The sequence below is a fragment of the Nostoc spongiaeforme FACHB-130 genome (genome assembly GCF_014698475.1).
Taxonomy (GTDB): Bacteria; Cyanobacteriota; Cyanobacteriia; order Cyanobacteriales; family Nostocaceae; genus Nostoc_B; species Nostoc_B spongiaeforme.
The window spans coordinates 23,861-46,069 of record NZ_JACJTB010000031.1; the positions used below are offsets into that span (position 1 = coordinate 23,861).

Annotated in this window: 21 protein-coding genes and 1 other RNA gene; 11 read left to right on the forward strand and 11 right to left on the reverse strand. The window is 40.8% G+C overall.

Translation table 11 applies throughout. From position 1 onward, the window contains the following. Positions 1–158: 158 nt before the first annotated feature. From H6G74_RS20485 to psbQ, 5 genes are all read right to left on the reverse strand, one after another. Positions 159–641: a hypothetical protein gene (locus H6G74_RS20485; protein WP_190969420.1), complete on the reverse strand. Its 483-nt coding sequence runs from the start codon at positions 639–641 to the stop codon at positions 159–161. Positions 642–711: 70 nt separating this feature from the next. After that, positions 712–1,296 carry a protoporphyrinogen oxidase HemJ gene (gene hemJ, locus H6G74_RS20490; RefSeq protein WP_190969421.1) on the reverse strand — a complete coding sequence of 195 codons (585 nt, stop codon included), beginning with the start codon at positions 1,294–1,296 and terminating at the stop codon, positions 712–714. Between the two features lie 192 nt (positions 1,297–1,488). Then, on the reverse strand, positions 1,489–2,337 hold the full coding sequence (locus H6G74_RS20495) for an alpha/beta fold hydrolase (protein ID WP_190969422.1): 849 nt from the start codon (positions 2,335–2,337) through the stop codon (positions 1,489–1,491). Positions 2,338–2,412: 75 nt separating this feature from the next. Further along, complete coding sequence (locus H6G74_RS20500) at positions 2,413–3,477, reverse strand: NAD(P)/FAD-dependent oxidoreductase (RefSeq protein WP_190969423.1); 1,065 nt, start codon at positions 3,475–3,477, stop codon at positions 2,413–2,415. A 145-nt stretch (positions 3,478–3,622) separates the two neighbouring features. Next, the gene (gene psbQ, locus H6G74_RS20505) at positions 3,623–4,087 is read right to left on the reverse strand and encodes a photosystem II protein PsbQ (RefSeq protein ID WP_190969424.1); all 465 of its coding nucleotides are present in this window, start codon (positions 4,085–4,087) and stop codon (positions 3,623–3,625) included. 340 nt (positions 4,088–4,427) lie between these two features. On the opposite strand from psbQ, the gene H6G74_RS20510 reads away from it, so the two are divergent. Continuing rightward, complete coding sequence (locus H6G74_RS20510; protein ID WP_190969425.1) at positions 4,428–4,859, forward strand: hypothetical protein; 432 nt, start codon at positions 4,428–4,430, stop codon at positions 4,857–4,859. Between the two features lie 67 nt (positions 4,860–4,926). On the opposite strand, the gene H6G74_RS20515 is transcribed toward H6G74_RS20510, so the two are convergent. After that, a complete protein-coding gene (locus H6G74_RS20515) occupies positions 4,927–5,763 on the reverse strand; it encodes a Uma2 family endonuclease (RefSeq protein ID WP_190969426.1) in 837 nt (278 codons plus the stop codon). Between the two features lie 40 nt (positions 5,764–5,803). Continuing rightward, a complete protein-coding gene (locus H6G74_RS20520; RefSeq protein ID WP_190969427.1) occupies positions 5,804–6,217 on the reverse strand; it encodes a thiol-disulfide oxidoreductase DCC family protein in 414 nt (137 codons plus the stop codon). A 72-nt stretch (positions 6,218–6,289) separates the two neighbouring features. On the opposite strand from H6G74_RS20520, the gene H6G74_RS20525 reads away from it, so the two are divergent. Continuing rightward, positions 6,290–7,204: a helix-turn-helix domain-containing protein gene (locus H6G74_RS20525; protein ID WP_390849972.1), complete on the forward strand. Its 915-nt coding sequence runs from the start codon at positions 6,290–6,292 to the stop codon at positions 7,202–7,204. Positions 7,205–7,353: 149 nt separating this feature from the next. Here H6G74_RS20525 and pgeF read toward each other — a convergent pair whose 3' ends face one another. Continuing rightward, a complete protein-coding gene (gene pgeF, locus H6G74_RS20530) occupies positions 7,354–8,145 on the reverse strand; it encodes a peptidoglycan editing factor PgeF (protein ID WP_190969428.1) in 792 nt (263 codons plus the stop codon). 142 nt (positions 8,146–8,287) lie between these two features. Here pgeF and H6G74_RS20535 point away from each other — a divergent pair, with 142 nt between their 5' ends. Both H6G74_RS20535 and H6G74_RS20540 read left to right on the forward strand, forming a co-directional pair. Continuing rightward, the gene (locus H6G74_RS20535; protein WP_190969429.1) at positions 8,288–9,112 is read left to right on the forward strand and encodes a biotin--[acetyl-CoA-carboxylase] ligase; all 825 of its coding nucleotides are present in this window, start codon (positions 8,288–8,290) and stop codon (positions 9,110–9,112) included. 83 nt (positions 9,113–9,195) lie between these two features. After that, positions 9,196–10,806: a M23 family metallopeptidase gene (locus tag H6G74_RS20540; RefSeq protein ID WP_190969430.1), complete on the forward strand. Its 1,611-nt coding sequence runs from the start codon at positions 9,196–9,198 to the stop codon at positions 10,804–10,806. 61 nt (positions 10,807–10,867) lie between these two features. Here the strand turns inward: H6G74_RS20540 and H6G74_RS20545 are convergent, their stop codons facing one another. Further along, on the reverse strand, positions 10,868–11,548 hold the full coding sequence (locus tag H6G74_RS20545) for a riboflavin synthase (RefSeq protein ID WP_190969431.1): 681 nt from the start codon (positions 11,546–11,548) through the stop codon (positions 10,868–10,870). 337 nt (positions 11,549–11,885) lie between these two features. On the opposite strand from H6G74_RS20545, the gene H6G74_RS20550 reads away from it, so the two are divergent. Together H6G74_RS20550 and H6G74_RS20555 are read left to right on the forward strand one after the other, a co-directional pair. Next, complete coding sequence (locus H6G74_RS20550; RefSeq protein ID WP_062294732.1) at positions 11,886–12,383, forward strand: bifunctional nuclease family protein; 498 nt, start codon at positions 11,886–11,888, stop codon at positions 12,381–12,383. A gap of 224 nt (positions 12,384–12,607) precedes the next feature. Beyond that, the gene (locus H6G74_RS20555; protein WP_190969432.1) at positions 12,608–13,738 is read left to right on the forward strand and encodes an aldo/keto reductase; all 1,131 of its coding nucleotides are present in this window, start codon (positions 12,608–12,610) and stop codon (positions 13,736–13,738) included. A gap of 268 nt (positions 13,739–14,006) precedes the next feature. Here H6G74_RS20555 and H6G74_RS20560 read toward each other — a convergent pair whose 3' ends face one another. Beyond that, positions 14,007–14,600, reverse strand: a complete 594-nt coding sequence (locus tag H6G74_RS20560) for a MarC family protein (RefSeq protein WP_190969433.1) — start codon at positions 14,598–14,600, stop codon at positions 14,007–14,009. Between the two features lie 89 nt (positions 14,601–14,689). Beyond that, positions 14,690–15,265 carry a Uma2 family endonuclease gene (locus H6G74_RS20565; RefSeq protein WP_190969467.1) on the reverse strand — a complete coding sequence of 192 codons (576 nt, stop codon included), beginning with the start codon at positions 15,263–15,265 and terminating at the stop codon, positions 14,690–14,692. A 95-nt stretch (positions 15,266–15,360) separates the two neighbouring features. Here H6G74_RS20565 and ssrA point away from each other — a divergent pair. The 5 genes from ssrA to H6G74_RS20590 all read left to right on the forward strand — a co-directional run bounded on the left by ssrA (position 15,361) and on the right by H6G74_RS20590 (position 22,005). Continuing rightward, positions 15,361–15,748, forward strand: a transfer-messenger RNA (tmRNA) gene (gene ssrA / locus H6G74_RS20570). A gap of 391 nt (positions 15,749–16,139) precedes the next feature. Then, positions 16,140–17,177, forward strand: a complete 1,038-nt coding sequence (locus tag H6G74_RS20575) for a threonine aldolase family protein (RefSeq protein ID WP_190969434.1) — start codon at positions 16,140–16,142, stop codon at positions 17,175–17,177. A gap of 180 nt (positions 17,178–17,357) precedes the next feature. Continuing rightward, positions 17,358–17,975 carry a DUF2996 domain-containing protein gene (locus tag H6G74_RS20580; RefSeq protein WP_190969435.1) on the forward strand — a complete coding sequence of 206 codons (618 nt, stop codon included), beginning with the start codon at positions 17,358–17,360 and terminating at the stop codon, positions 17,973–17,975. 395 nt (positions 17,976–18,370) lie between these two features. Further along, a complete protein-coding gene (locus H6G74_RS20585) occupies positions 18,371–18,862 on the forward strand; it encodes a hypothetical protein (protein WP_190969436.1) in 492 nt (163 codons plus the stop codon). Positions 18,863–19,119: 257 nt separating this feature from the next. Next, positions 19,120–22,005, forward strand: a complete 2,886-nt coding sequence (locus H6G74_RS20590) for a two-partner secretion domain-containing protein (RefSeq protein ID WP_190969437.1) — start codon at positions 19,120–19,122, stop codon at positions 22,003–22,005. Positions 22,006–22,209 lie beyond the last annotated feature (204 nt).

The following is a 22,209-nucleotide window of genomic DNA, read 5'->3' on the forward strand; positions in this document are numbered from 1 at the left end:
GTATATTCCAAAAATCAAATCAGATTCCTATCAGGACTTACGCAAAAATTGCCAAAAAGCTTAATTTATCGAACCGCCAAGTCGCATTAGACGCGCAAGCGGCTTCCCGCAGGGTAGAACGCCAAGAATTCGTAGAGTCTGCGTAAGTCCTACCTATATTAAGCGTTGGCAGAAAGGAAAGGAATATTTTCAGCAATATAATCTGGAACAGTCACACCTTGTTGTTTTGCCCAAAACTGGCTTAAAAAATGGATTTGTCGTAAACCAACAATTAAATTCAATCCAGGGATAAATAGCCACCAAACTACTAAAGGTTCTTTTAAACCTGCTTGGCGGTACAGTTCATTCACAGTTTTATATAACTTAAACTGCACAATATAAATCCACACAATACCCAGCAGCGAAAACCACCCGAACCACCCAGGTACGTCAGGATCAAAGATACGTAAAGCTTGGGGAATGGCGACTCCGAAAACAAAGGGTGCTAAACTCAGGGTTCCTGACCAACCAAAGCCGTTATAACGCCGTAATTCTTCTTGAATAATCCACTTGTACCAGCCGTAATACAGCATCCCGGTAATCACAGACAAGAAAATTACTCGCCACAATGGACGGGGTTTACCTAAATCTTTTGCTGACATTGATTTACGCCTGAGATATCAAATAAATTTTTTAACATTTCTTAATGTAAGATATCCCAGGCGTTTTTGTCTAACTTTGTTCTTGAGGAACTTGGTTGATTTGCGCCATTAATTGTTCTTTATCACGTTTGCGTTTTTTGGCGTATAGCTGAATAGTCACCGCCATAAAAATAATCAAGCCTAAAATTCCCCAAGCGGTGATGTCTGTGGGTAGATTGTTTTTAAACACAGCTAATAAAACAATCACCACCAACATAACTGTAGGCGCTTCGTTTAAAGCACGTAACTGTTGACCAGTCCAACGACATTCATTATTGGCTAACTTTTTCATTAAGCGACCGCAGTAATGATGATAAGCCAATAAAATTGCGACAAATAGTAGTTTGAAGTGTAGCCAACCCTGTTTTAAGACTTCTGGTTCGGTACTCACTAAACCGATCGCCATCGCTACTGTAACTAACATTCCCGGAGTAGTGATAATGCGATAAAGACGTAATTCCATAATTTGATACTGCTTTTTCAGTATCGTGCGTGCTGGTTCTGGTTCTTGTTCAGCTTCAACGTGGTAGATAAACAAACGCACCAGATAAAATAGTCCAGCAAACCAAACTACAATGCCAATAATATGAAATGCTTTAAACCAAGAATAAGCCATGAATTCTCATCTCCATTAAGGTGGATATAATACATTCGTAAGTTATCAGAAAAATCTCTATATTTGCTTACGATAGCATTAGAAACTGTGCTGAATCATCTAATGAGCTATTTATTAAACACAGATAATTTACCTGTGTTTATCTATGGTTTCACTTTTTATAATATCGATTTTGCCAAAATTTATTTCTGCCTAATTATCTACACGTCTGACAAAGGGCAGTAAATCTTCTAAAATTGTCTGGTGATAATGTTCTTGCGCGTAATGTCCAACGTTATTAAGTTTTATTAATTCTGCATTGGGTACGGAATCACTAAATTTTTGTGCTATGTCTACAGATAACCAAGGGTCAATCATCCCCCATTGAATTAATATTGGCTGTTCCCATTTTTGAAAGCCAGATGCAATTTCCGCCGTTGCTTGAGGGAGTTGTAAATTGCGAATTGTTGATAGTAATCCTCTACCAGATGCAGATGTTTTCAAAAAAGGTCGGCGATACACATCTAAGTCTTGATCTTCGATGCGATAACGGCTACCACCTTCTAGAGTACGGTCAACTAATAAAGGGTCTTGAGTCATTATTTCACCTGCTAGTGGAAAACCCATTTGTTGAATTTTCCAAGGTAATTTAGCATCGGTGGAAATGGGGGCATTTAAAATAGCAATGTTGGCAATTTGTTCGGGATGACGTAAGGCATATTGTAAGCCTACAGAACCTAAGAAACCTTGGACAACTAAAGAAAATCTTTCGATTTTTAGAGTTTGAATAAATTTTTCTAAAGCTGTAATAAATGCGTCGGGTGTGTAGGCAAAATCGCGTTTTTCTGGCATTGATGAAAAGCCATAGCCAATCCAATCTGGTGCGATCGCTCTTGTTCCTTGACTAGCTAAAGCAGGCAGAACATTACGCCAACTGTAACTTTGCGAAACTATTCCATGCAGCAGAATTACAGGTAATAAATCACTTTGTCCAATCGGTTCAGCTTCCCGATAAAACCACTCTAAAGAATCAATTTTTACTTTATTTTCTGTTACAGCCACGCTACTTTCCTAATAAAAACTGAGAATTCAGCAGTCAGTTTTTCTTCTGAATTCTGACTCCTGACTTCTGAATTCTCAAATAATCATCTCACGAATCGCAGATGCTGTTGCAGGGGCTAGTAACACACCGTTACGATAATGTCCGGTGGCGAGGAGGATATTGTTAAATCCTGGTAGTTTTTCAATGATGGGGGCTGGGCGACCTTCCGGGCGGGGGCGTAACCCAGACCAGGTGCGGGTGATAGTGGCTGTGGCGAGTTCTGGACAAAAGGCGATCGCTTGTTGTTTAACCTCCTCTAATAATTCATCATTAGGAGGGATTTCACCGCCATCAGTGGGAAACTCCACTGTTGCGCCTATCCAATAATCTCCACCACCTACCGGGACAATATGCACATCATTACAGGTAATCATCGGCTGAAACTCAGGATTTCCAATTGGATTTGCTAAATGTACTTGTAATGCTTGTCCAAGAACGGGGCGGATATCAACTTTTTGGTTTAACTGGGCGGTTAGAAGTGTAGAACCAAGTCCAGCCGCCACTATCACCCAATCAGCATTTATTTTTCCTGCTGTCGTTTCGACTGATGTTGGTGAAATATTGAGAACATTTACACCAAATTGGCAAGTTACGCCTTTTTGTTGGGCGGCTGCTACTAAAGCTAAGGTTAAAGCTGTGGGGTCGAGTTGACGGTCTTGAGGTGAATAAACTGCGCCAGTAATTTTGTCATTATGGACTTGGGGACACATACTCTTGAGTTTCGCCCTGTCCCAAATTTCCAGATTCCAACCTTGGGAGGAGCGAATTTTTACTAGTTTTTCCCAATTCTCAAAATTTTCCTCTTCCCAAGACAAATGAAGAATACCCTGACGATTGAAGGGGATTTTACGCCCAGTTAATGCTTCTAGTTCGGGGATTAAGGTTTCGTAGCGTTCAATGCTGGTTTGTCTTAGCCGCCAAGCTTTACCCTTGATTTTTTGACTAATAGCACCCATCAAAACCCCAAGGGCTGCACCTGTAGAAGCTTGTGCGGGTTGGTTTTGGTCAATAACGGTAATTTGCAACCCTGTTACTTGACTCAGTTCATAGGCGATCGCGGCTCCAATGACACCACAACCGATAATAATTACATGACTCATTGCTTGGATATTGAGGAGTTATGAGTTAGAGCCGCCGTGAAGTTAAAAGTCAAAAGTCAAAAATCAAAAGGTTTCTTCATTTCAGACTTCAAACTTCAGACTTCAGCCTTTTTCTTCTAACTCATAACTTATCATTCAAGAATGACTAAGAGTCTGCTTGTTTGCTACCTTCAGGTAACAGTTGTAGGAATTTGTCAACATCTGTAAAAGCAGCTTTGTAGTTACTCAAGGCAACTAGACTATTGCCATTACTAGCCGCTTGATCAACTTTAACCAAGTGGGTCAGTAAATCCTTGGTGATTTGACGAGCTGTAGTTTGGTCTTTGGGTAAAAGATGGGGAGTGATGTAAGTCATGGTCAGCCTAGCTTCTGCCATTGGGCCATGAATAAAGTTACCCACCTTAATCCACTCATTTTTTTCGATGAGGTTTTTGAGTTCTGCTGCGCGATCGCGCACAGTCTGAACTTCAGGCACATATTCCTGAATTTGGGCAATTTGATCTGCTGTATAAGTTGGAGGTGCAGATGCGACCCCAGGGCCACCACAACTTATCAAGAATGTAGCCAATAATACCAGAATGATTGAGAAAATCGAGCGTTGACGCGCCATAAACTGAACTTAACTTTTTTTAACGTTTGCCAGCTAACAGTGTAATTTTAGATCGCCAAGGTAATTTCTCGTTCTAGCAAGTAGATGATTTTGCGGAAAATTCTCAGATTTTTTTCAGACTAATCCAACGTCAAACACTTTTCTAATTTATTTAAGTATAATTGCTCATATAGCAAAAATTTCATACTTCACACTTAATCAATTGTTAAGAAAAGGCAATTTTATAGTTGCGAAATTTAAAACGTATTGATAAGCTGAAACACTAATAAGATAAGCCTTCTGGCGGTTTTCTGTCGTCGCATTCCCCTTAGCTGACTCAACTATTTAGGAGTGTTTTTTCGTGAACGCAGCTGAACAGGCAACTAACCTTGAACTCGCCAGCAAGATTGCTACGGTAGTGAATTTATTCAAACTCCAGTTTCCCGACGCGAAATCGGATTTAAAACCTTGGCAGAATGACCCAGAAACCAGAGAATTAGTTGATCCAGATTCTATAGACATTGGCTTTCACTTTCCTGGAATCAGCAAATCCTGGCGGAGTCGGAGTGTTTTGACTCAAATTCGCTTTCATCAAGATCCGATAACAAACTTACGTCGGGCAATTGGTATAGAAGTAGCTGGATTTGATCATCGCGGCGAGGCGTGGCGACTTTCGACAGTGGAAAACTGGAATTTTGTGGGTGAGTCTCTCCCCTCTGCACAAATTGGCGAACAACTAAAACAATTTTGTCGGCAGATTTTAGAACTGTTTAATGAGAAGTCTGAAGTGTGAAGTATGAAGTCTGAAGTGTGAAATTCTCTTCTTTAGCCTTCAGACTCATAACTTTCAGCACTTATAACTAAGCATCAGGGTCTTCGCCTAATTCTCGTAAACGGGCGGCTAAACGTTCAGCGCGTGCTTGGGCAGTTTGGGCTTGTGCCTGTGCAGCTTCAGCTTGTGCCTGTGCAGCCTCAGCTTGTGCCTGTGCAGCCTCAGCTTGGGCTTGGGCAGTTTCAGCTTCAGCTTGTGCGGCTTCTTCTGGCAAAGGGACAAGATTACCATCAGTATCGTAAAACCGCAGCCAAATGGCTGTTTCTCTATCTACAGTCCCTTCCCAAGTCCCCAGCCATAAGCCTAAACGCTGACACCATAGCCAGTCGCGTTCATTTGCTGTCAGGGGCTGATAATTTTGATTAGCATCTAAATGCCAGCCTTGTAAAGAATTTGGGTCAAAGGGGTCATAGACAAAGTAATCTGGGGTGCGGAAGGTTTGTTGATAAATTGCTTTTTTGGTCACTTTATCAACCCGCGCCGTAGATGGTGACATTAATTCGACAATGACATCTGGGTAACGGCCGTCTTCTTCCCAAACAACCCAACCTTGTCTGGGGATAGTACCATCAACATTCAACACTGCAAAAAAATCTGGGCCGCGAAAATCATTGTTACGTGCTTGGGTACTGCTGTAGTAGATGAACATATTACCACCTGTGTAAAAGTCATTTCGGTCAGCCCAAGCTTGCTGCAATGACCGAATCAAGACATTCATGGCAATCCGGTGGCGATTTGACTCCAAAGGTTCTCCATCATCAAATATTAAATCTGTGGGTGGCATAGGGGGTTGCCAGTCCACAATATCATCTACGATATCAGTCGTTTGGGATGTGATTTCTAAATCTGGCTTACTTACTGTCATACCAACCCCCTAAAGTAGACTGTCAAAACTTGTGCATACACTAATCATTACCAATTTTGCAGCCACCATCCACGCAGTATGTTGACTGATAAGTAGTATCACGTTTGCCAAACAGAGTATAACGATTGTCGCGGATTTGTTCGTAAAACCTATCGCCTGCCCATTTCATCCCCGGTATAGCGCGGTAAGCATCCACAAACAAACTGCCCATCGGTAATAACTTGCCAATTTCTTCCGCCGCATCACTACCTTGCCAACGCCGTTCCGGGGAATTAGCATCAATCAATATCATTCCTTGTTGACAATCTTGGGATGTGATGCCCCATTGTGTAAGTGTGTGTTCATCTTGCATGGAAGCATAAAGAAATAGCGTACCTTGGTCTAAAGTTTCTAAAAATTGCACTAAGGTAACGCAGAGATTGCAATTTCCGTCATATATTACGTAATAATTCATTTAAATAGCACTTTTTTCGGATTACGCTTTAAGTATATCGTTACACATAAATTTCTTATCTCTGCGGTGAAGATGATGCTGGAAGAGACAATTTTAAAAGTTGATTTTACTCAAGAAGATGCTTGTGCAGAAATTTTGCCGCGATCGCATATAAATTCTAGTTACAATGCTAAATGGGATGGTATTCGTCTAGACATTCATCACCAGCCTGCCCATGAAACCCCAGAACATTCGCCCCAACAACATATTATCTCAATTAACTTAGACTATCATCTCCTCCAAACAGAACGAGTTTTAGACGGACGCTTTCAGCAAGAAAATATTTTTCATGGTGATGTCGCCATTATTCCCGCCAATACCCCTCATGTCTGCCGTTGGACATCGGAAACTGATTTTCTACTCCTGAGTTTAGACCCTACTTTTTTCAATCAGATTATCTTAGAATCTGTTGATTTACAAGGTGTGGAGTTAACACCCTACTTTGCTGCACCGGAACCGTTAATTCAGCAAATAGCTTTAGCACTGAAGTCAGAATTAGAATCAGGTGGTGTCGGTAGCCAACTATATATTGAGTCTCTCAAAACTACACTCTGTGTTCACCTACTAAAACACCACTCAGCCGCCAGTAATAAAGTCCCGCAGTTGGTGAATCACAAAGGTCTTTCGCCCAGAAAGTTACGTCAAGCTGTTTCATACATCCATGACAACCTCGAACGGGATTTGACATTAACGGAAATTGCTGCGGTTGTGGGGATGAGTATGTATCATTTTTCCCGCTTATTTAAACAATCTACAGGTCAAGCACCCCATCAATATGTGATTAATTGCCGAATTACTAAAGCAAAAAAACTTTTAACTGGAACTGAAAAAACAATCGAACAAATTTCAGAACAAGTTGGTTTTCAAAGCCAAAGTCATTTTACCAATGTCTTTCGCAAGTTTATGGGGATAACACCAAAAGCATACAGAGAGCATGTAAAAATTTGATTATTTAATCAACAGAATATGAAAGGTCTGAGTGCTGAGTAAAAAGTAGAATGAATTGCACTCAGCCCATAGAGTCTAAAGTCAACCCAGTGTGCTTCGCGTCGGGAACCATACGCTAGTCATGGGGGTTCACTCAGCACTCCTAAAAGTTATGTTTTCCCGCTCACAATTCCTGACCATTGGACTTTTTTCTGTTGTTCACGACGGTAGGAAAAGAAATGTTCAGGAGTTTGGTATGTACAATAAGGGGCGATCGCAATTTGTTCGGCACTAATGCCTAAATTTTCTAACTGCAAAGTATTTACCCGCCGCACATCAACTCTCACTTTTCCTGGTTCTGGGTCAGCTAATAAGGGAGAATTGGGTAATTCATGTAACGCCTGAACAATTTTTTGGTTGTCATTCTGTGATATAATACTGGCTCCAATTTCCGCAGCTACCTCAACCGATACTTGATAAACTTCACCAGCGATCGCCGGGCCAAGGGCAACTCTTAAGTCTGCTATTTTGCTGCCTTGGGCTTGTAATCGTGCGATCGCTTGGGGGACAATCTTCGCCGCCGTCCCTCGCCAACCCGCGTGTAATGCAGCTACCTGTCCAGTTCGCACATCCCCAATTAATACAGGTGTACAGTCTGCACTGGCTACCCAAATTGCCTGTAAAGGTTGTTCGGTAATTAAACCATCAGCTAAGGCAAAAGCAGATTCCTCATCGCCTGTAATTTCCCTGACTTGGGAATCAACTTCTTGGGGCGTGAGAACTGTATTGCCATGTACTTGTTTTAAACGATACACCGATGCTTCTGAGTGCAGAACGGGAGTTAAATCTTGGGGCGATCGCGGCCAGAACTGGTGAGTAAAAAAGCCGTGTTGCCAATTTGCTAAAAGACTACAGGTAAGGTATGGCAGTCCTTCCCAATTGCGCCAGTGCCAAGTGTGCATCTTGAACCTAACCAAAAATAAAGGGTATTGAGTATGAGGTTTTGGGTATTGGGCATTAAAAATTTTTCTACTCCCTACTCCCTATTCCCTTTTATCAAAATCAGCCAATTAATGTTAACTTGAACAACGGTATTTGCGGTTCATGTCTGTGGAATTTGATCGACAAAAGTTAGAATTAGCATTGCAAGCAGGAAGAAACGGGGAAAATTCATCATTTTCGCTACATATTTTTGATCATCTTGCTTCCACTAATCAAACCTTGTGGAATTTGTTAGCGCAGGGGGCAGAATCTTGGTCTGTGGTAATTGCCCAACAACAAACCGCAGGTAGAGGACAATGGGGACGACAATGGATTTCTCACCCTGGTGGGCTATACCTTTCAGTGGCGATCGCCCCTAAACTAGAAGCTAGTGCCAGTTATCAACTAACTTTAGCTAGTGCTTGGGGTATAGCTAACCAACTGCGCTGTTATGGCGTGGATGTGGGAATTAAATGGCCTAATGACCTAGTTTTAAATGGTCGTAAATTAGGCGGCATTTTAACAGAAACCAAAATCAATCATGGCTATATTCATCAAGCAGTAATTGGAGTTGGCATTAACTGGACAAACCCAGTACCCGAAACGGGAATTAACCTCGAAATGTGGCAAGCCTGCTACGCTACCAAACCGATTTCTTGTCTGGAAACTCTCACTTCCATCGTTTTACGGGGGATAGAGTCCGGTATGAAATGCCTTGTTAAAGAAGGAATAAATATACTCTTGTCTCGCTATTTGGAATTACTCACCAATGTGGGTGACAAAGTATGTATTAATGATTTGGCAGGCACTGTAGTCGGCGTTACTTCTCAGGGTGAATTACGTATTTCTCTGGAAACTTATGATACAACAGACATAAAAACAACAGAACTTTATATTGAACCCGGTACAATCAGTCTGGGATACCGTAAATCTTCTGTCCCATTATAGGTTTGTTATGAATTTAGCTCTTTGGGCAAGACAAACCACTGGCATCATCTCTTGAGGCAAATTTAAAATAACTGAGAGAACCAATGACGCAGCGCAATACATCTGCCCATAATCCCTCCCAAGGCTCGAACCAGCAAGGTATGACCAAAAAACGTTTTGTATCTACCCTGCCAGCCCAGAGTCTCTGTTTACTAAGTAGCGTTAGCTTGCTTAGTGGTGGCTTCGTTTTTGCCCAAACAGAAACATCCATCGATAACATTGTTCCTGTAGAAAATTCCCAACCAACAGGTAAAACAAATTTCATCAAAAAAGATATTGTTATCCCAGCAGCCCCCAAGGCGCAGTCGGAATTTTCCCAAAGACGAGCTAACCTCAACCAAAGACTCCGCAAACCAGAGGTTGCACAATCCAAAGAGCCTGTTAGAAAGTCAAAACCGCAAGCTGAAGCAGCCGTTGAGCCAGTTTTTACAACTCGGCAGGAACGTACCCCAACACCAACTGCACAGCCAAAACCATCCAGTGTCCGCACCGCTAAACCCAAGCTGGAGGTTACTCAACCAAGCGCCAGTGCCAGAGAAGAGGTAGTTAAACCAGTAGCGCCGCGCACTGTACCAGAAAAACTTCCCAAAGTTGCTCAACCGGTTAATAACTCTAACAGCACAGTTGAAGCCACAACTGGAAAAGTTAAAGATTCTAACAACGCCTACATTGACTCCAACAATTACGGCACTGAGGCGACAAATACTTATCAAGCACCCAATTCTGTAATCATCACAGAACGTTCTAGTGGTTGCCGCACAATTTTGCCATCTGGACAAGCTATATCCCTCGGTTTTTGTAACCAAGCTCAACCTGTTGGTAATCAGCGTGTCGCTAACTCTGAAAGCAAACCTGCCCCCACTTGGCTGAAAAAAAGTCAAAATGCTCAGTTAGCTACTGTTCCCTTAGCGCGGCCTATCAATAGTACTGGTAAAACCCCTACAACTCGTGTTGCTTCTAGTGGTGAAGTCAAGACAGCCTTTAGTCCCAATCGCTTTATCCCCAATCCCAGCGATTTTGGTGCAACCAAAGTTAGCGCCACACCCGTTGCACCCAGCGCCGGTGCTTTACCTCCACCAACAATCGAAGGAAACTTAGCACCCCGTGTCAGTACTGTGGCTTACGATATTCCTTTAGCCTCCGTTCTGCCCCAAATTCCCTTTACAAATACCATTGCCTATCGTGGTGGTACAGGTATCAGCTATCCCTTATCTGTTCCAGCCACAATTACATCGTTGTTTGGTTGGCGAATTCACCCAATTACGGGTAATCGTCGTTTCCATGCGGGTACAGATTTAGGTGCGCCGATGGGTACACCAATTTTGGCGGCGGCTAAAGGTCAAGTAGAGACAGCTGGTTGGGTTGGTGGTTATGGCTTGACAGTGATTTTGAATCATAATTCTGCCCAACAAACTCTTTACGGTCACATGTCCGAAATCTTTGTCCAACCTGGTCAAGAGGTAGAAGCAGGAATGGTGATTGGCAGAGTAGGTAGTACAGGCAACTCTACAGGGCCACACTTGCACTTTGAAGCGCGTCAATTGACCCAGGATGGATGGGTGGCTGTTGACCCCAACGGTCAGTTACAAGCAGGTCTGAGTCAGTTGTTAAACTCCATTCGCACAGCCCAAGTGGGTGGCGACTCAGGAAGTTAAAAAGTAAAAAGTAAAAGGCAAAAGATTTTTCTTTTTACTTTTGCCTTTTTACTTTTACTTTTTACAAATATCCGTGTTCTGCTAAAAATGTCGGGGTAATTTCATTAAATCCAGTCTCATCGGATGATGTTGACTGTTTTTTGCCAGGGTAAAGAAATTTTTCCACGTATTTGCCGAGAATATCCCCTTCTAAATTTACCCAACTGCCAGGGACAAGATAGCTGAGATTGGTGTCAGCGTAGGTGAGGGGAATCACAGCCACAGTAAATTGCGACAGTTCTGGTTCGTAGGCGGCTACCGTGAGACTGATGCCATTGACCGCAATGCTGCCTTTAGGGACAATATACCGCGCGATCGCTTCAGGTGCAGTAAATGTCATTTCCCAAGAAGTCGCCGTCTGTTGGGCTGTAAGTAATCGACCTACTCCGTCTACATGACCCATGACAAAATGACCGCCGACTTTACTACCCACGCGCAGCGAAGCTTCTAAATTCACATAACTTTGTTTTGTTTCTTCTAGACCTAATGTAGTGCGGCGCAGCGTTTCTGGAGAAGCTGTGGCTATAAACCCATCTTTTAAAATTTCTTCAACAGTCAAGCAAACCCCATCTACAGCCACGCTGTCACCGTAAGCTAAATCCTGCATAATTACATTAGATGACTGACTCACACAAGTAATTTGCCAAGAATCGCCCCCTAGGGGTTTGATTGTTCCTAAACTTTGGACTAATCCTGTAAACACGGCTGTTCTGTGAAACTAACTCTATTTATTGCCTAATTTTGCCGAAAATCAACTGGTATTTCTTACAAGAATGCAAGACATTTTAAGTATAATTTCTGACTGTTTTTATTATAAGGTTGATAACACATTCACCTCTTTCTCAAGGCATACTTGGTTAAGAAGGTTATTGTCTAGGTAGACTCCTTTAACTTACTCTGGTGTTCACACCAAGTTAGGAGTTTAATAGAAGCAATTATAGAAAACCTGCCTATGTTTACTTCTTCTCTTTACACACCCCAAGAAGGTATAAAATGTTACCAATACATCAAGCTCTCCCAGAATTGTAGAGGCTTCGCCAATGATTGAAATGAAAGTCGCTGGCATAGCATTAGATGCCATAACTCGTAGCCCGATTGTACTGTTAAAAGATGCGTCAGATCGGCGTGCTTTACCAATTTATATTGGTCAAGAACAGGCTAGGGCAATTATGGGGGCGCTAGAGAATCAAAAGCCGCCCAGACCGTTAACTCATGACTTAATGGTAAATATTCTAGAGACGTGGAATATGACTCTAGAAAAGGTGATTATTCATTCCTTGCAGAAGGACACATTTTATGCAGCTTTGATTGTGCAGCAAGGCGAAGTCAAAAAAGAAATTGATGCACGTCCCAGTGATGCGATCGCCATAGCCCTCCGTACAAATACGCCTATTTGGGTTATGGAAGAAGTAGTTGCTGATGCCTCAATTCCCGTAGATCGTGATGCGGATGAAGCAGAACAAGAAGCGTTTCGTGAATTTATCTCCAATCTCCGTCCTGAAGATTTGATTAAGCGTTTCGGTAATGGCGATAGCTAAAGAAAGTGCTAATTAATGAGTGCGGAGTGCTGAGAAAGAAAGAGTTCAAGAATTAAAGAAAAATCCAGAATTGCAGAAAGTTTTATTCTGACTTCTGACTCCTGACTCCTGAATTTTATTCTGATAATTCTCCTGCTTTCTTTTTCACACTTCATTCTCAGTGTAACTGCTCTTAATTGTATTTATACTCAGAATTTAGTACTCAATTTTGGTCACTGGAACTCATGCAATACCGTCGCTTTGGCAAAACAAATCTCTACCTCTCGGTTTTTTCTTTAGGGACAATGCGCTATTTGGCTGATGCTGAAAATGCTCAGAAAACAATCGCTCAAGCCTTAGCTCTAGGAATTAATCATATAGAAACAGCCAGAGGTTATGGCAAAAGTGAGGAGTATCTTGGCCAAGCGATGCAAAATGGGTTGTCTGTACCGCGTTCCCAACTGTACATCACCACGAAAATTCCCCCAACAGCCGATGCTGATAGTATGCGGCGGTACATTGATGAATCTCTAGCGCGACTACATCTAGATTATTTGGATTGTTTAGGAATTCACGGTTTAAATACTTGGGAGCATTTACAGTGGGTGCAAGCCAAAGGTGGTTGTATGCAAGCTGTCCAAGAAGCAATTGCAGATGGTCGAGTGCGACACGTTGGCTTTTCCACCCACGCAGCCTTAGAGCTAATTCAAGCAGCAATCAGTACAGATTTATTTGAATTTGTCAACCTGCATTATTACTATTTTTTTCAACGTCACGCCCCAGCAATTGAGTTAGCTGTAAAAAAAGATATGGGCGTATTTATTATTTCCCCGGCTGACAAAGGTGGAAAACTCTACACACCACCCCAAACCCTCAAAGATTTATGTCAGCCCTATTCACCATTAGAATTAAATTATCGATTTTTGCTGAGTGATAGCCGGATTACAACTTTGAGTGTTGGCGCAGCCAAGCCAGAAGAATTAATCGCACCTTTACAAGTTGCTGATAGAAATAATGAATTAACATCAGCAGAAATTTCGATTTTTCAACGCTTAGAAAATCATCAAAAAAATATTTTAGGGGCTGATAAATGTAGTCAATGCTATGCTTGTTTACCTTGTCCAGAAAATATCAATATTCCAGAGGTATTGCGGTTACGTAATTTAGCAGTGGCATACAATATGACAGATTACGGGCAGTATCGTTATGGAATGTTTGAAAATGCTGGTCATTGGTTCCCCGGTATGAAAGCTAATCGCTGTACAGAATGTGGTGATTGTTTACCGAGATGTCCTGAAAACTTAGATATTCCAGCTTTATTAAATGATGCTCATGAAAAATTACAAGGTAAAGCGGGTAGAAGATTATGGGGTTGAATAAGAAGTCAGAATTCAGGAGTCAGAATCAACACCTGGACTACACTCTTATATTCACATCTTGCACCCAGGAACTGAAGTCGTGGCTACACATACAAAACCCTTTAGGACTTACGCAAAAACCCTCTCGAATCCTCTTAACTTCGTGTCCTTTGCGCCCTTTGCGGTACCCTACCCTTCGGGAACGCCTGACGGCGAACGGGAAGCCGCTTGCGCGTCTACGTTTTTTCATGATTCTGCGTAAGTCCTGCCCTTAATACTTCAGATGTTAGTGGAGAAATAACTCTTTAATGCCTGTACTGCCAATTTCTATTGCCAAAGCTGCTAATAAAAAACCTAATAGCTGGGTGACAATTACTGTACCTTCCACACCAATTAATTTATCAATTTGGTTTGCCAAGCGCAAAATCAACCAGGTGACAAACATCGCCACAACAATACCCAACACTACACCCAAATGGGGACTGTGGGATTTTGACATTAATAGCATTACAGTTGTCAGTGTACCTGGCCCGGCTAATAATGGCAAAGCTAGGGGTGTAATAGAAATATCCCGTCCTGCTTCGTGAATGGGTGTTTCGAGTTCTCCCCGCAACATTTGTAAAGCAATCAACAGCAGCAATAACCCGCCCGCTACCCGCAAAGATGCCATACTAATTTCGAGATAGCTTAAAATGTATTGACCAGAAAAGGCAAACAACAACAGTACTGCGATCGCTACAATACTTCCTTTATCAATCACTTTATTTCTGTCTTCTGGTTCCATACCCTTGGTTAAAGCTAAAACTATTGGTATATTGCCGACAGCATCTGCTAGGACAAACACCGCAATAAATGTTTGTACAAAAATGGAAATATCCACAGTAGCGCGAGTTTATCAAGATTTTATAACAATTTATCTTGAATCTGGCTTTGTTTTCTAGCACCTAAAGAAAGACTCAATAATTGTTCCTAACCTCGTGACACAAACAGCCTTGCTACTTCACAAACAAAGTTAGGCAATAACGGTGAGGTAATCACATCATTGATGAGTAATGTATTAACTAGTTTTAACTGAGCATTATCTCGGCGATAAACTTCAATTCTTTGAGTAATGCGATCGACAATCCAATATTCCCGCACTCCCTGAACCGAATACAGTTTTAACTTAGCCAAGCGATCGCGGTCTTCATTGGCTTTTCCCGGCGATAGCACTTCTACTACTAATTCTGGCGCACCACGAAAATGACCAGCTTCATCTTGAATTTGTGCTAACCGTTGATAACTCACCCACACCACATCAGGCGCTACATTATCAGAGTCCGAAAAAATCAGTCCTGGCATAATGGATGGTTCACCCAAACCACTTTCTAAAGACCAAGTGTTGAGTACGGAAAAAATACATCCTATTATATGCTGATGTTTGTGGTGGGGCGATCGCGTCACAAATAACTCTCCGTCAATAATTTCATACCGAATCCATTCGTTATCAGGTAACGCTGCAACATCTTGAATTGTCCAGCGAACTTTGCCTGTAGTCTGACTCATAACAGTTAAAGGTACAGAATGAGAGTTTAAGATTTCTTTGTCATCTTGTAACACATTTTCCTCACCGCGAATTATAATAAAGATATAAAGCAAATGGGTCCGTAACGGTTTCGACAGGTTGGCGAACGCTACTCTGTGACTCAGGTCGAGAGTGAGTCTTCTCTCGCAAATATCAGGCTCAAAAAAAAGTAAATGCGAATAACATCGTAAAATTTGCTCGTAAGGATGCTCTAGTAGCTGCCTAACAGCCTCTTATAGGTTCGAGCGTCTTTAGTCTGACTCCGTTAAGGGCTAGAGACCAACCCCAACGGATGCTCCAGCAGGTGTTCTCTGGTTGGCTTGCTGGCTAAGACTTAATCAGAGCATCCTACGTTCGGGATAATGAACGATTCCCGCCTTGAGGGTCAGAAAGGCTAAACCTGTGAATGAGCGGGGGGTCAATACCCAATTTGGACAGCAGTTCGACTCTGCTCGGATCCACTTAAATTAACCAACTAATCCACCAAACAATTGTTTAGGTGGATTTTGTTTTGCGACTATTGAATATGGCTAGGATTTACGCACAAAGATTGGGTGTCATACCATTTCACGAAAAAAATGATACAAATTCATGGTTTTTTTATTCTTTCCCCTTGCCCCCTGCTCCCTGCCCCCCTGCGGTCTATTTGTATCAAACTTAAAGTGAAACAGTATCAGGGTGTGGGGGTGTAGGATTGCTATAGTTCAAACTAAAAATTACAGCAAATTTCAAGTGAATGAAGTACATAATTGAGTTCTCAAAGCTAGGTAGAGAGTTTATTCTCCCCCCTGAATTCTTACTTCTGACTCCTGAATTCTGCTGTAGATATTGCAGTAATTTTCTATTCCAAAAAATATGAGTAATAACGCCGAACAGTTTGCTAGTGATAATTACTCTGGTATTTGTCCAGAAGCACTAGAGTATATGCTTCAAGCTAATATTGGTAGTGCGCCGGCTTATGGGAATGATGAATGGACTCAAAAAGCGGCTGACTATTTTCGGGAACTATTTGAAATTGATTGTGAGATATTTTTTACCTTTAATGGCACATCTGCAAATTCTTTATCTTTAGCAGCATTATGTCAGTCATATCATAGTGTGATTTGTCATGAGACGGCGCATATAGAAACAGATGAATGTGGTGCGCCGGAATTTGCTTCTAACGGTTCTAAACTGCTACTAGCTCCAGGAGAAAATGGCAAATTAACCGCACAAAGCATCGAATCTATTGTTACTAAGCGTACAGATATTCATTTTCCTAAACCTAAAGTCATTAGTATTACGCAATCAACAGAATTAGGCACAGTATATACGATTGAAGAACTTTGGCAAATTAAAGAAGTTGCTCAAAAATATCAATTAAAAGTTCACATGGATGGCGCTCGATTTGCCAATGCTGTTGCGGCGATGAATAAAAGCCCCGCAGAAATTACCTGGAAAAGTGGTGTAGATGTGTTGTGTTTTTGTGGGACAAAAAATGGTATGGCTTTGGGAGAAGCAATTATTTTCTTTAAGCGAAATTTAGCGGAAGATTTTGATTATCGTTGTAAACAAGCAGGACAGTTAGCTTCTAAAATGCGGTTTATTTCTGCGCCTTGGTTGGGTTTACTCGAAACAGGTGCATGGCTGAAAAATGCCCGGCACGCTAACCAATGTGCAGAATATTTAGAAAATCAACTATTACAAATAGATGGTGTGGAAATTATGTTTCCCCGTGAAGCTAATGCTGTATTTGTTAAACTACCACAGCCAGTTATTCAAAAGTTAAAACAGAAAAATTGGCAATTTTATACATTTATTGGTGTAGGTGGAGTGCGTTTTATGTGTTCTTGGAATACGACTCAAGCCAGAATGGATGAATTAATCAGAGATATTCAAGAAGCGATCGCCTAAACTACTAAAAGTACACTTGCTCCCTAGAAATATAGGAAATTTAACTAGCATCCATTGACTTTTGACTATGGACTATTAACTCTTGATTATCAACTAGCTCTGATATGTCAAAATCAAGATAAATTAGTACACAAAGGTGAGCGATCGCTTTCAAAGCTAGATAAAGGATTGACCTGAGCAATGGCAGACGAAACCAATCACAATCAAGCGGGAGAGGTAGCTCCCAGCACTGTTGACAAACAAGCTCCGACTGTCGCCGAAGCAAAAGCCCCCAGTACCAGCGAACCAGTAGCCACAGATATACCTACTGCTAACGCACCAGACCCCAAAGCAGCTAACCCAAAAGTTAACCCTAACGCTGCTAAAGCCGCCGATGGTGCAGAAAAACCAGCCGCCGCTAAAGCCGCCAAAAAAGAGAAAGCCCCAGCCGTTGAAGATAAGCCGTTTGCAGAGTTTATCCAGCAAGAATACATACCAGCGTTGCAAAAGGCGATCGCGGAGGAAGGCGTACAAGATTTACAATTAACTTTTGCTAAACAAAAACTGCCCATCGCTGGCTTACCCTCCGGTGAAGAATACTGGCAAGTTATTGGCAATTGGCAAAACGGTCAGCGTCAATTTAACGTGTATTTTCCCGACGAAGATATTCAAGGGAAAAAAGGCTTTTCCTGCAACGAAGGCAAAAGACCCAGTACCCTTGAGTCATTCTTAATTGACGAACGTAAAACTACACTAGATTTGTTGGTATTTGGTTTAGTGCGGCGTTTGAACAGTCAAAAATGGCTTGGCAGAAACTAGATATTGTAAAAAGAGCCACTAAGTAAACTATTGTTACAAACCAATACTTTGCTTTAGTAAAAGAATAATTGCTCAGGCAGTAAGAGGAAGACATTGGTTTCAACTTTCCTTCTACTTTCTGAGCTTTTTTAATTAATTTTCTGCTACCAAAAATTTACGATGCTTCATTTGGTTTGAATTATTTTTATCTAGATAAAATACAAAATTTAACCAGCAAATATCCTGTTTTGGCCGTAGTATAAATCCAAGCCTCAGTTCTCTATAAAATCAGTTATACAGAATAACGTGAAATAAGCTAAATGTTACGGATAGTATAGCTGTCAAAATATAGGAGAATTACATTATTTTGTAACTGATAGGCGAAATTTATTGCGGTTATTCAGGAGTTAGTTGATATGTTGCAAGTTTGTTTAAATCAGCTATGGAAATTATTGCTCGTCGTTACTTTATCTATAATCATACTAGTTCCTGGAAATGCTGCATTAGCAGAGACTTTTACAAGTAAAATTCCAGGACAAATAGAAATTATCAATAAAACAGTTATGCAAAAACCCCTTGTCATAGCACTATTAGGTCGGAGCTATATGCGTGTAACATCCATAAAAAACTCTAGTAGTCAGGCAGGAATAGTAATTGTTGAAGTCCAAGGAGTTAGTGTGAAAAAAAGTGAAATTTTATCACTCGCTCCAGGACAAGAAGTACCACTGAATCTTAATACATGTTTCACGACAACAACAACAGTAAAGTTTGCTGATGCTGCAACCAAAACTCAAGCGCAGCAAACAATTTCTGGACTTAGTATTCCACCAACTGTGACTTCCAATACAATGGATTTAAAAGGTTATAAGGTTAATTACCAAATTTCACCTGACTATTGCCCTTCTTAGCCAAGAAAATATAGCAATCTGATTTGATTTTCGCATCAATATTTAGTAGGGGTGAACAACTTTTCACCCCTAAATTTGCCAAAAAATCAAGTGTGTTTGACTACCGATATATATGTAAATAATAGCTATCTGTATAATTTTTCAGTTATTTACCACATAGATATTTTGAAATAACTTCCTAATTAACTCAAGTACACATAATTATGAATAATTATATTTTTAATTGTTGCTTAGTTAGTGGAATAATCTGGTGTTTTTTGAATACAATAAACGTCACTCAAGCTCAAATTGTTCCAGATACAACACTACCGCAAAACTCTGTTGTTACACCTAATAATACAACATTTAAAATTACAGAAGGTACTGTAGCAGGTAATAACCGGTTTCATAGTTTTAAGCAATTTAGTATTCCTGAAATGCACACAGCAGATTTTATAAATACTAGTGCAAATATTCAAAATATTTTAGTGCGGGTAACAGGTGGCAGTCGTTCTGATATTTTCGGAACTCTCAAAACTTCTGGAGTTGGTAGTCCAAACTTATTTTTGCTTAATCCTAATGGGATCTTATTTGGCCCTAATGCTAGTTTAAATGTTGGTGGCTCATTTGTCGCTACCACAGCAAATGCGATCGCATTTGGCAATCAAGGATTTTTTAGTGCTTCTGTCCCTAATAATCCTACATTACTCACAGTTAATCCCTCGGCTTTTTTATTCAATCAAATTAGTAATTCATCAATTATTAATCAATCTCGATATAAAAATCCATCCACACAATCTGTAGTTGGTCTATCAGTTGATCCTGGTCAAAGCTTATTGTTATTAGGCGGTAATGTCTCTATAGATGGTGGAAATTTATCGGCTCCAGGTGGAAGAATTGAGTTAGGAGCAGTAGCAGGAAGAGGAACTGTAGAATTAAATATCAATAATCAGAATCTTAGTTTGAGATATGCCCATAACTTAGCACGAGGTAATATTTTGATTATTAATGGATCTGCCAATGTGAATGTGAGTTCTAATAGTGGTGGTAGTTTGAGCATCAATGGCAGAAATATAGAAATTATAAATAGTCAGCTAACAGGTGGTCTGAGCAATAATGGAACTCAGGCGGGAGATATTATCCTTGATGCCACAGAAAAAATAAATATTGCACAGACTAGCATCACCAATAGTGTGGGAGACTTTCTTACTTCAAGCACAGGTAATACTGGTGGCATTTATATCAAAGCTAAATTACTATTTTTGAATGATAGTTCAATTAGCAGTGATGTAGGCAATAGTTTCTCTTCATTCTTTCCAGCCATAGGTAATACTGACGGGATCTATATTCAATCTGGTTCAATATTATTGGATAATACGACATTGAGTGCTAGTACTTATGGAACCGGAAATACTAGCGGAATCTTGATAGAAGCAAAGGGTACTATTTATGCAAATAACAGTGCTATTAATAGTGATGTTAATAGTGATGCAATAGGCAACACAGGTGGTATTCAAATTCTAGGTGATTCGGTTTCTTTAGGTAGTAATAATGGTAATAGTAGATTAACTGCTATTTCTTCAGGACAAGGTAATACAGATGGAGTGTTGATAAGAGCTAATAATTCTGTTGTCTTAACTAATAGTTCCATCAGCACTACTACTACTAATGAGAGTACAGGCAATGCTAGTAACCTCAATATCCAAGCTAGAGACATTTTTCTGGATGCTTCCTCTTTAGACTCATCTGCCTTCAATGCGGGTATTTCTGGCAACATAATCATTAATGCTCAAAATATATTATTGAATAACAGGAGTTTTATTGGAACTCCTGTAGATGGAACGGCTAGTCCTGGACTAATTGATATTAATACTAGAAACCTAACTTTAACGAATGGTGCAGCAATTTCATCTATAACTACTGGGTCAAGAAATGGCGGAAACATTCAAATTAATGCTACTGATTCGGTCAAACTGCTAGGATTTTCTTCAGACCCAAGATTCAGATTTTCCTCTTCAGGATTATTGACTGACACTGTGGGTAATGCGATTGGTAAAGCGGGGAATATTGATATTAAAACTCGTAGTTTGCAGATAACAGATGGAGCATTAGTTAGTGCTAGTAGTAGTAGCGGTGGTAGGGGTGGTAACATTAATATTATTGCCGATACCGTTGACTTAGTTAGTGGTGGTCAAATTTTAACCAGTGCTTCCAATATTGGAAATGCAGGGAACATTACCATCGAAGCAAAGAATAGAGTGAACATTAGTGGTAGTGACCCGACTTTTGCAGCACGTGTGGCAGAATTTGGTATTAACTCAATTAGTAATGACGGTGCTAATAGTGGTTTATTTGCGCGTGTGCGCGGAACTGAACGCGCTAATGCTGGTGATATAACAGTTAATACTCGTTTTTTACGGCTGGATAATCAGGGAACAATTACAACAGGAACAACGGCTGGTGCAGGCGGAAATATTAACCTCAACGTGAGAGATGTTGTATTGCTGCGAAATAATAGTAGTATTTCTGCCAATGCAGGTACAGCTAACGCAGGCGGTAATGGCGGAAACATCAACATCAAAACTAAATTTTTAATTGCTGTTCCTGGGGAAAATAGCGATATTAGCGCCAATGCTTTTAATGGTAGAGGTGGCAGAGTAGATATTACCGCACAAAGCATTTTTGGGATTGCGTCACGCTTCCGAAATACGCAATTTAGTGATATTACTGCTAGTTCTCAACTAGGAATCAATGGAGAGGTGACTATTAATACATTACAAGTTGATCCGATTCAGGGGTTCAGTGAATTACCAACTAGTGTTGTCGACAGTTCAACGTTACTAGCTGCTGATTGTTCACAAGAAGACGAAAATAACAATAGTCAATTTGTGGTAACAGGACGTGGTGGTTTACCTGCTAACCCCTACGAACTTTTGGGTGGTGATGTGGTGTGGTCAGATACTCGCACGCGAGAAATGACAGCTAGGCGAAATCAACCCACAAATATTAAATCACCTGCTATGGAAAAAACAGTGGCGATCGCACCTGCTAATGGTTGGCGTTTCAATAGCGCGGGTGAAGTTACCCTGATTTCTCACGCATCTGGGGCTGAGGAAAATCTTTTAAAGTCCAATCCTTATGCTTGTCCAAAGCAAGAACGATGAAATAACTGCCGATTGTTCAGAGTTGCTGGGAAAAAGCTTGGAGGATTTATGTAGAGTTGTTGCAACTCTTAACGTTTCACATACCAGTTTTCCTCTACACCTTGGTAGACTGAATTTTATACAAATTAATTATTGTCCTTTGCTGCGCCCAATGAAAGTATTACCATTGACTTTCAGGTTAAGCAGTCTAAACTGCAAAACCCG

Coding starts and splice junctions, on each gene's coding strand:
- H6G74_RS20485 (WP_190969420.1), bottom strand. CDS start 641: ATGTCAGCAAAAGATTTAGGTAAACCCCGTCCATTGTGGCGAGTAATT.
- hemJ (WP_190969421.1), bottom strand. CDS start 1,296: ATGGCTTATTCTTGGTTTAAAGCATTTCATATTATTGGCATTGTAGTT.
- H6G74_RS20500 (WP_190969423.1), bottom strand. CDS start 3,477: ATGAGTCATGTAATTATTATCGGTTGTGGTGTCATTGGAGCCGCGATC.
- psbQ (WP_190969424.1), bottom strand. CDS start 4,087: ATGGCGCGTCAACGCTCGATTTTCTCAATCATTCTGGTATTATTGGCT.
- H6G74_RS20515 (WP_190969426.1), bottom strand. CDS start 5,763: ATGACAGTAAGTAAGCCAGATTTAGAAATCACATCCCAAACGACTGAT.
- H6G74_RS20520 (WP_190969427.1), bottom strand. CDS start 6,217: ATGAATTATTACGTAATATATGACGGAAATTGCAATCTCTGCGTTACC.
- H6G74_RS20525 (WP_390849972.1), top strand. CDS start 6,290: ATGATGCTGGAAGAGACAATTTTAAAAGTTGATTTTACTCAAGAAGAT.
- pgeF (WP_190969428.1), bottom strand. CDS start 8,145: ATGCACACTTGGCACTGGCGCAATTGGGAAGGACTGCCATACCTTACC.
- H6G74_RS20535 (WP_190969429.1), top strand. CDS start 8,288: ATGTCTGTGGAATTTGATCGACAAAAGTTAGAATTAGCATTGCAAGCA.
- H6G74_RS20540 (WP_190969430.1), top strand. CDS start 9,196: ATGACGCAGCGCAATACATCTGCCCATAATCCCTCCCAAGGCTCGAAC.
- H6G74_RS20550 (WP_062294732.1), top strand. CDS start 11,886: ATGATTGAAATGAAAGTCGCTGGCATAGCATTAGATGCCATAACTCGT.
- H6G74_RS20555 (WP_190969432.1), top strand. CDS start 12,608: ATGCAATACCGTCGCTTTGGCAAAACAAATCTCTACCTCTCGGTTTTT.
- H6G74_RS20565 (WP_190969467.1), bottom strand. CDS start 15,265: ATGAGTCAGACTACAGGCAAAGTTCGCTGGACAATTCAAGATGTTGCA.
- H6G74_RS20575 (WP_190969434.1), top strand. CDS start 16,140: ATGAGTAATAACGCCGAACAGTTTGCTAGTGATAATTACTCTGGTATT.
- H6G74_RS20580 (WP_190969435.1), top strand. CDS start 17,358: ATGGCAGACGAAACCAATCACAATCAAGCGGGAGAGGTAGCTCCCAGC.
- H6G74_RS20585 (WP_190969436.1), top strand. CDS start 18,371: ATGTTGCAAGTTTGTTTAAATCAGCTATGGAAATTATTGCTCGTCGTT.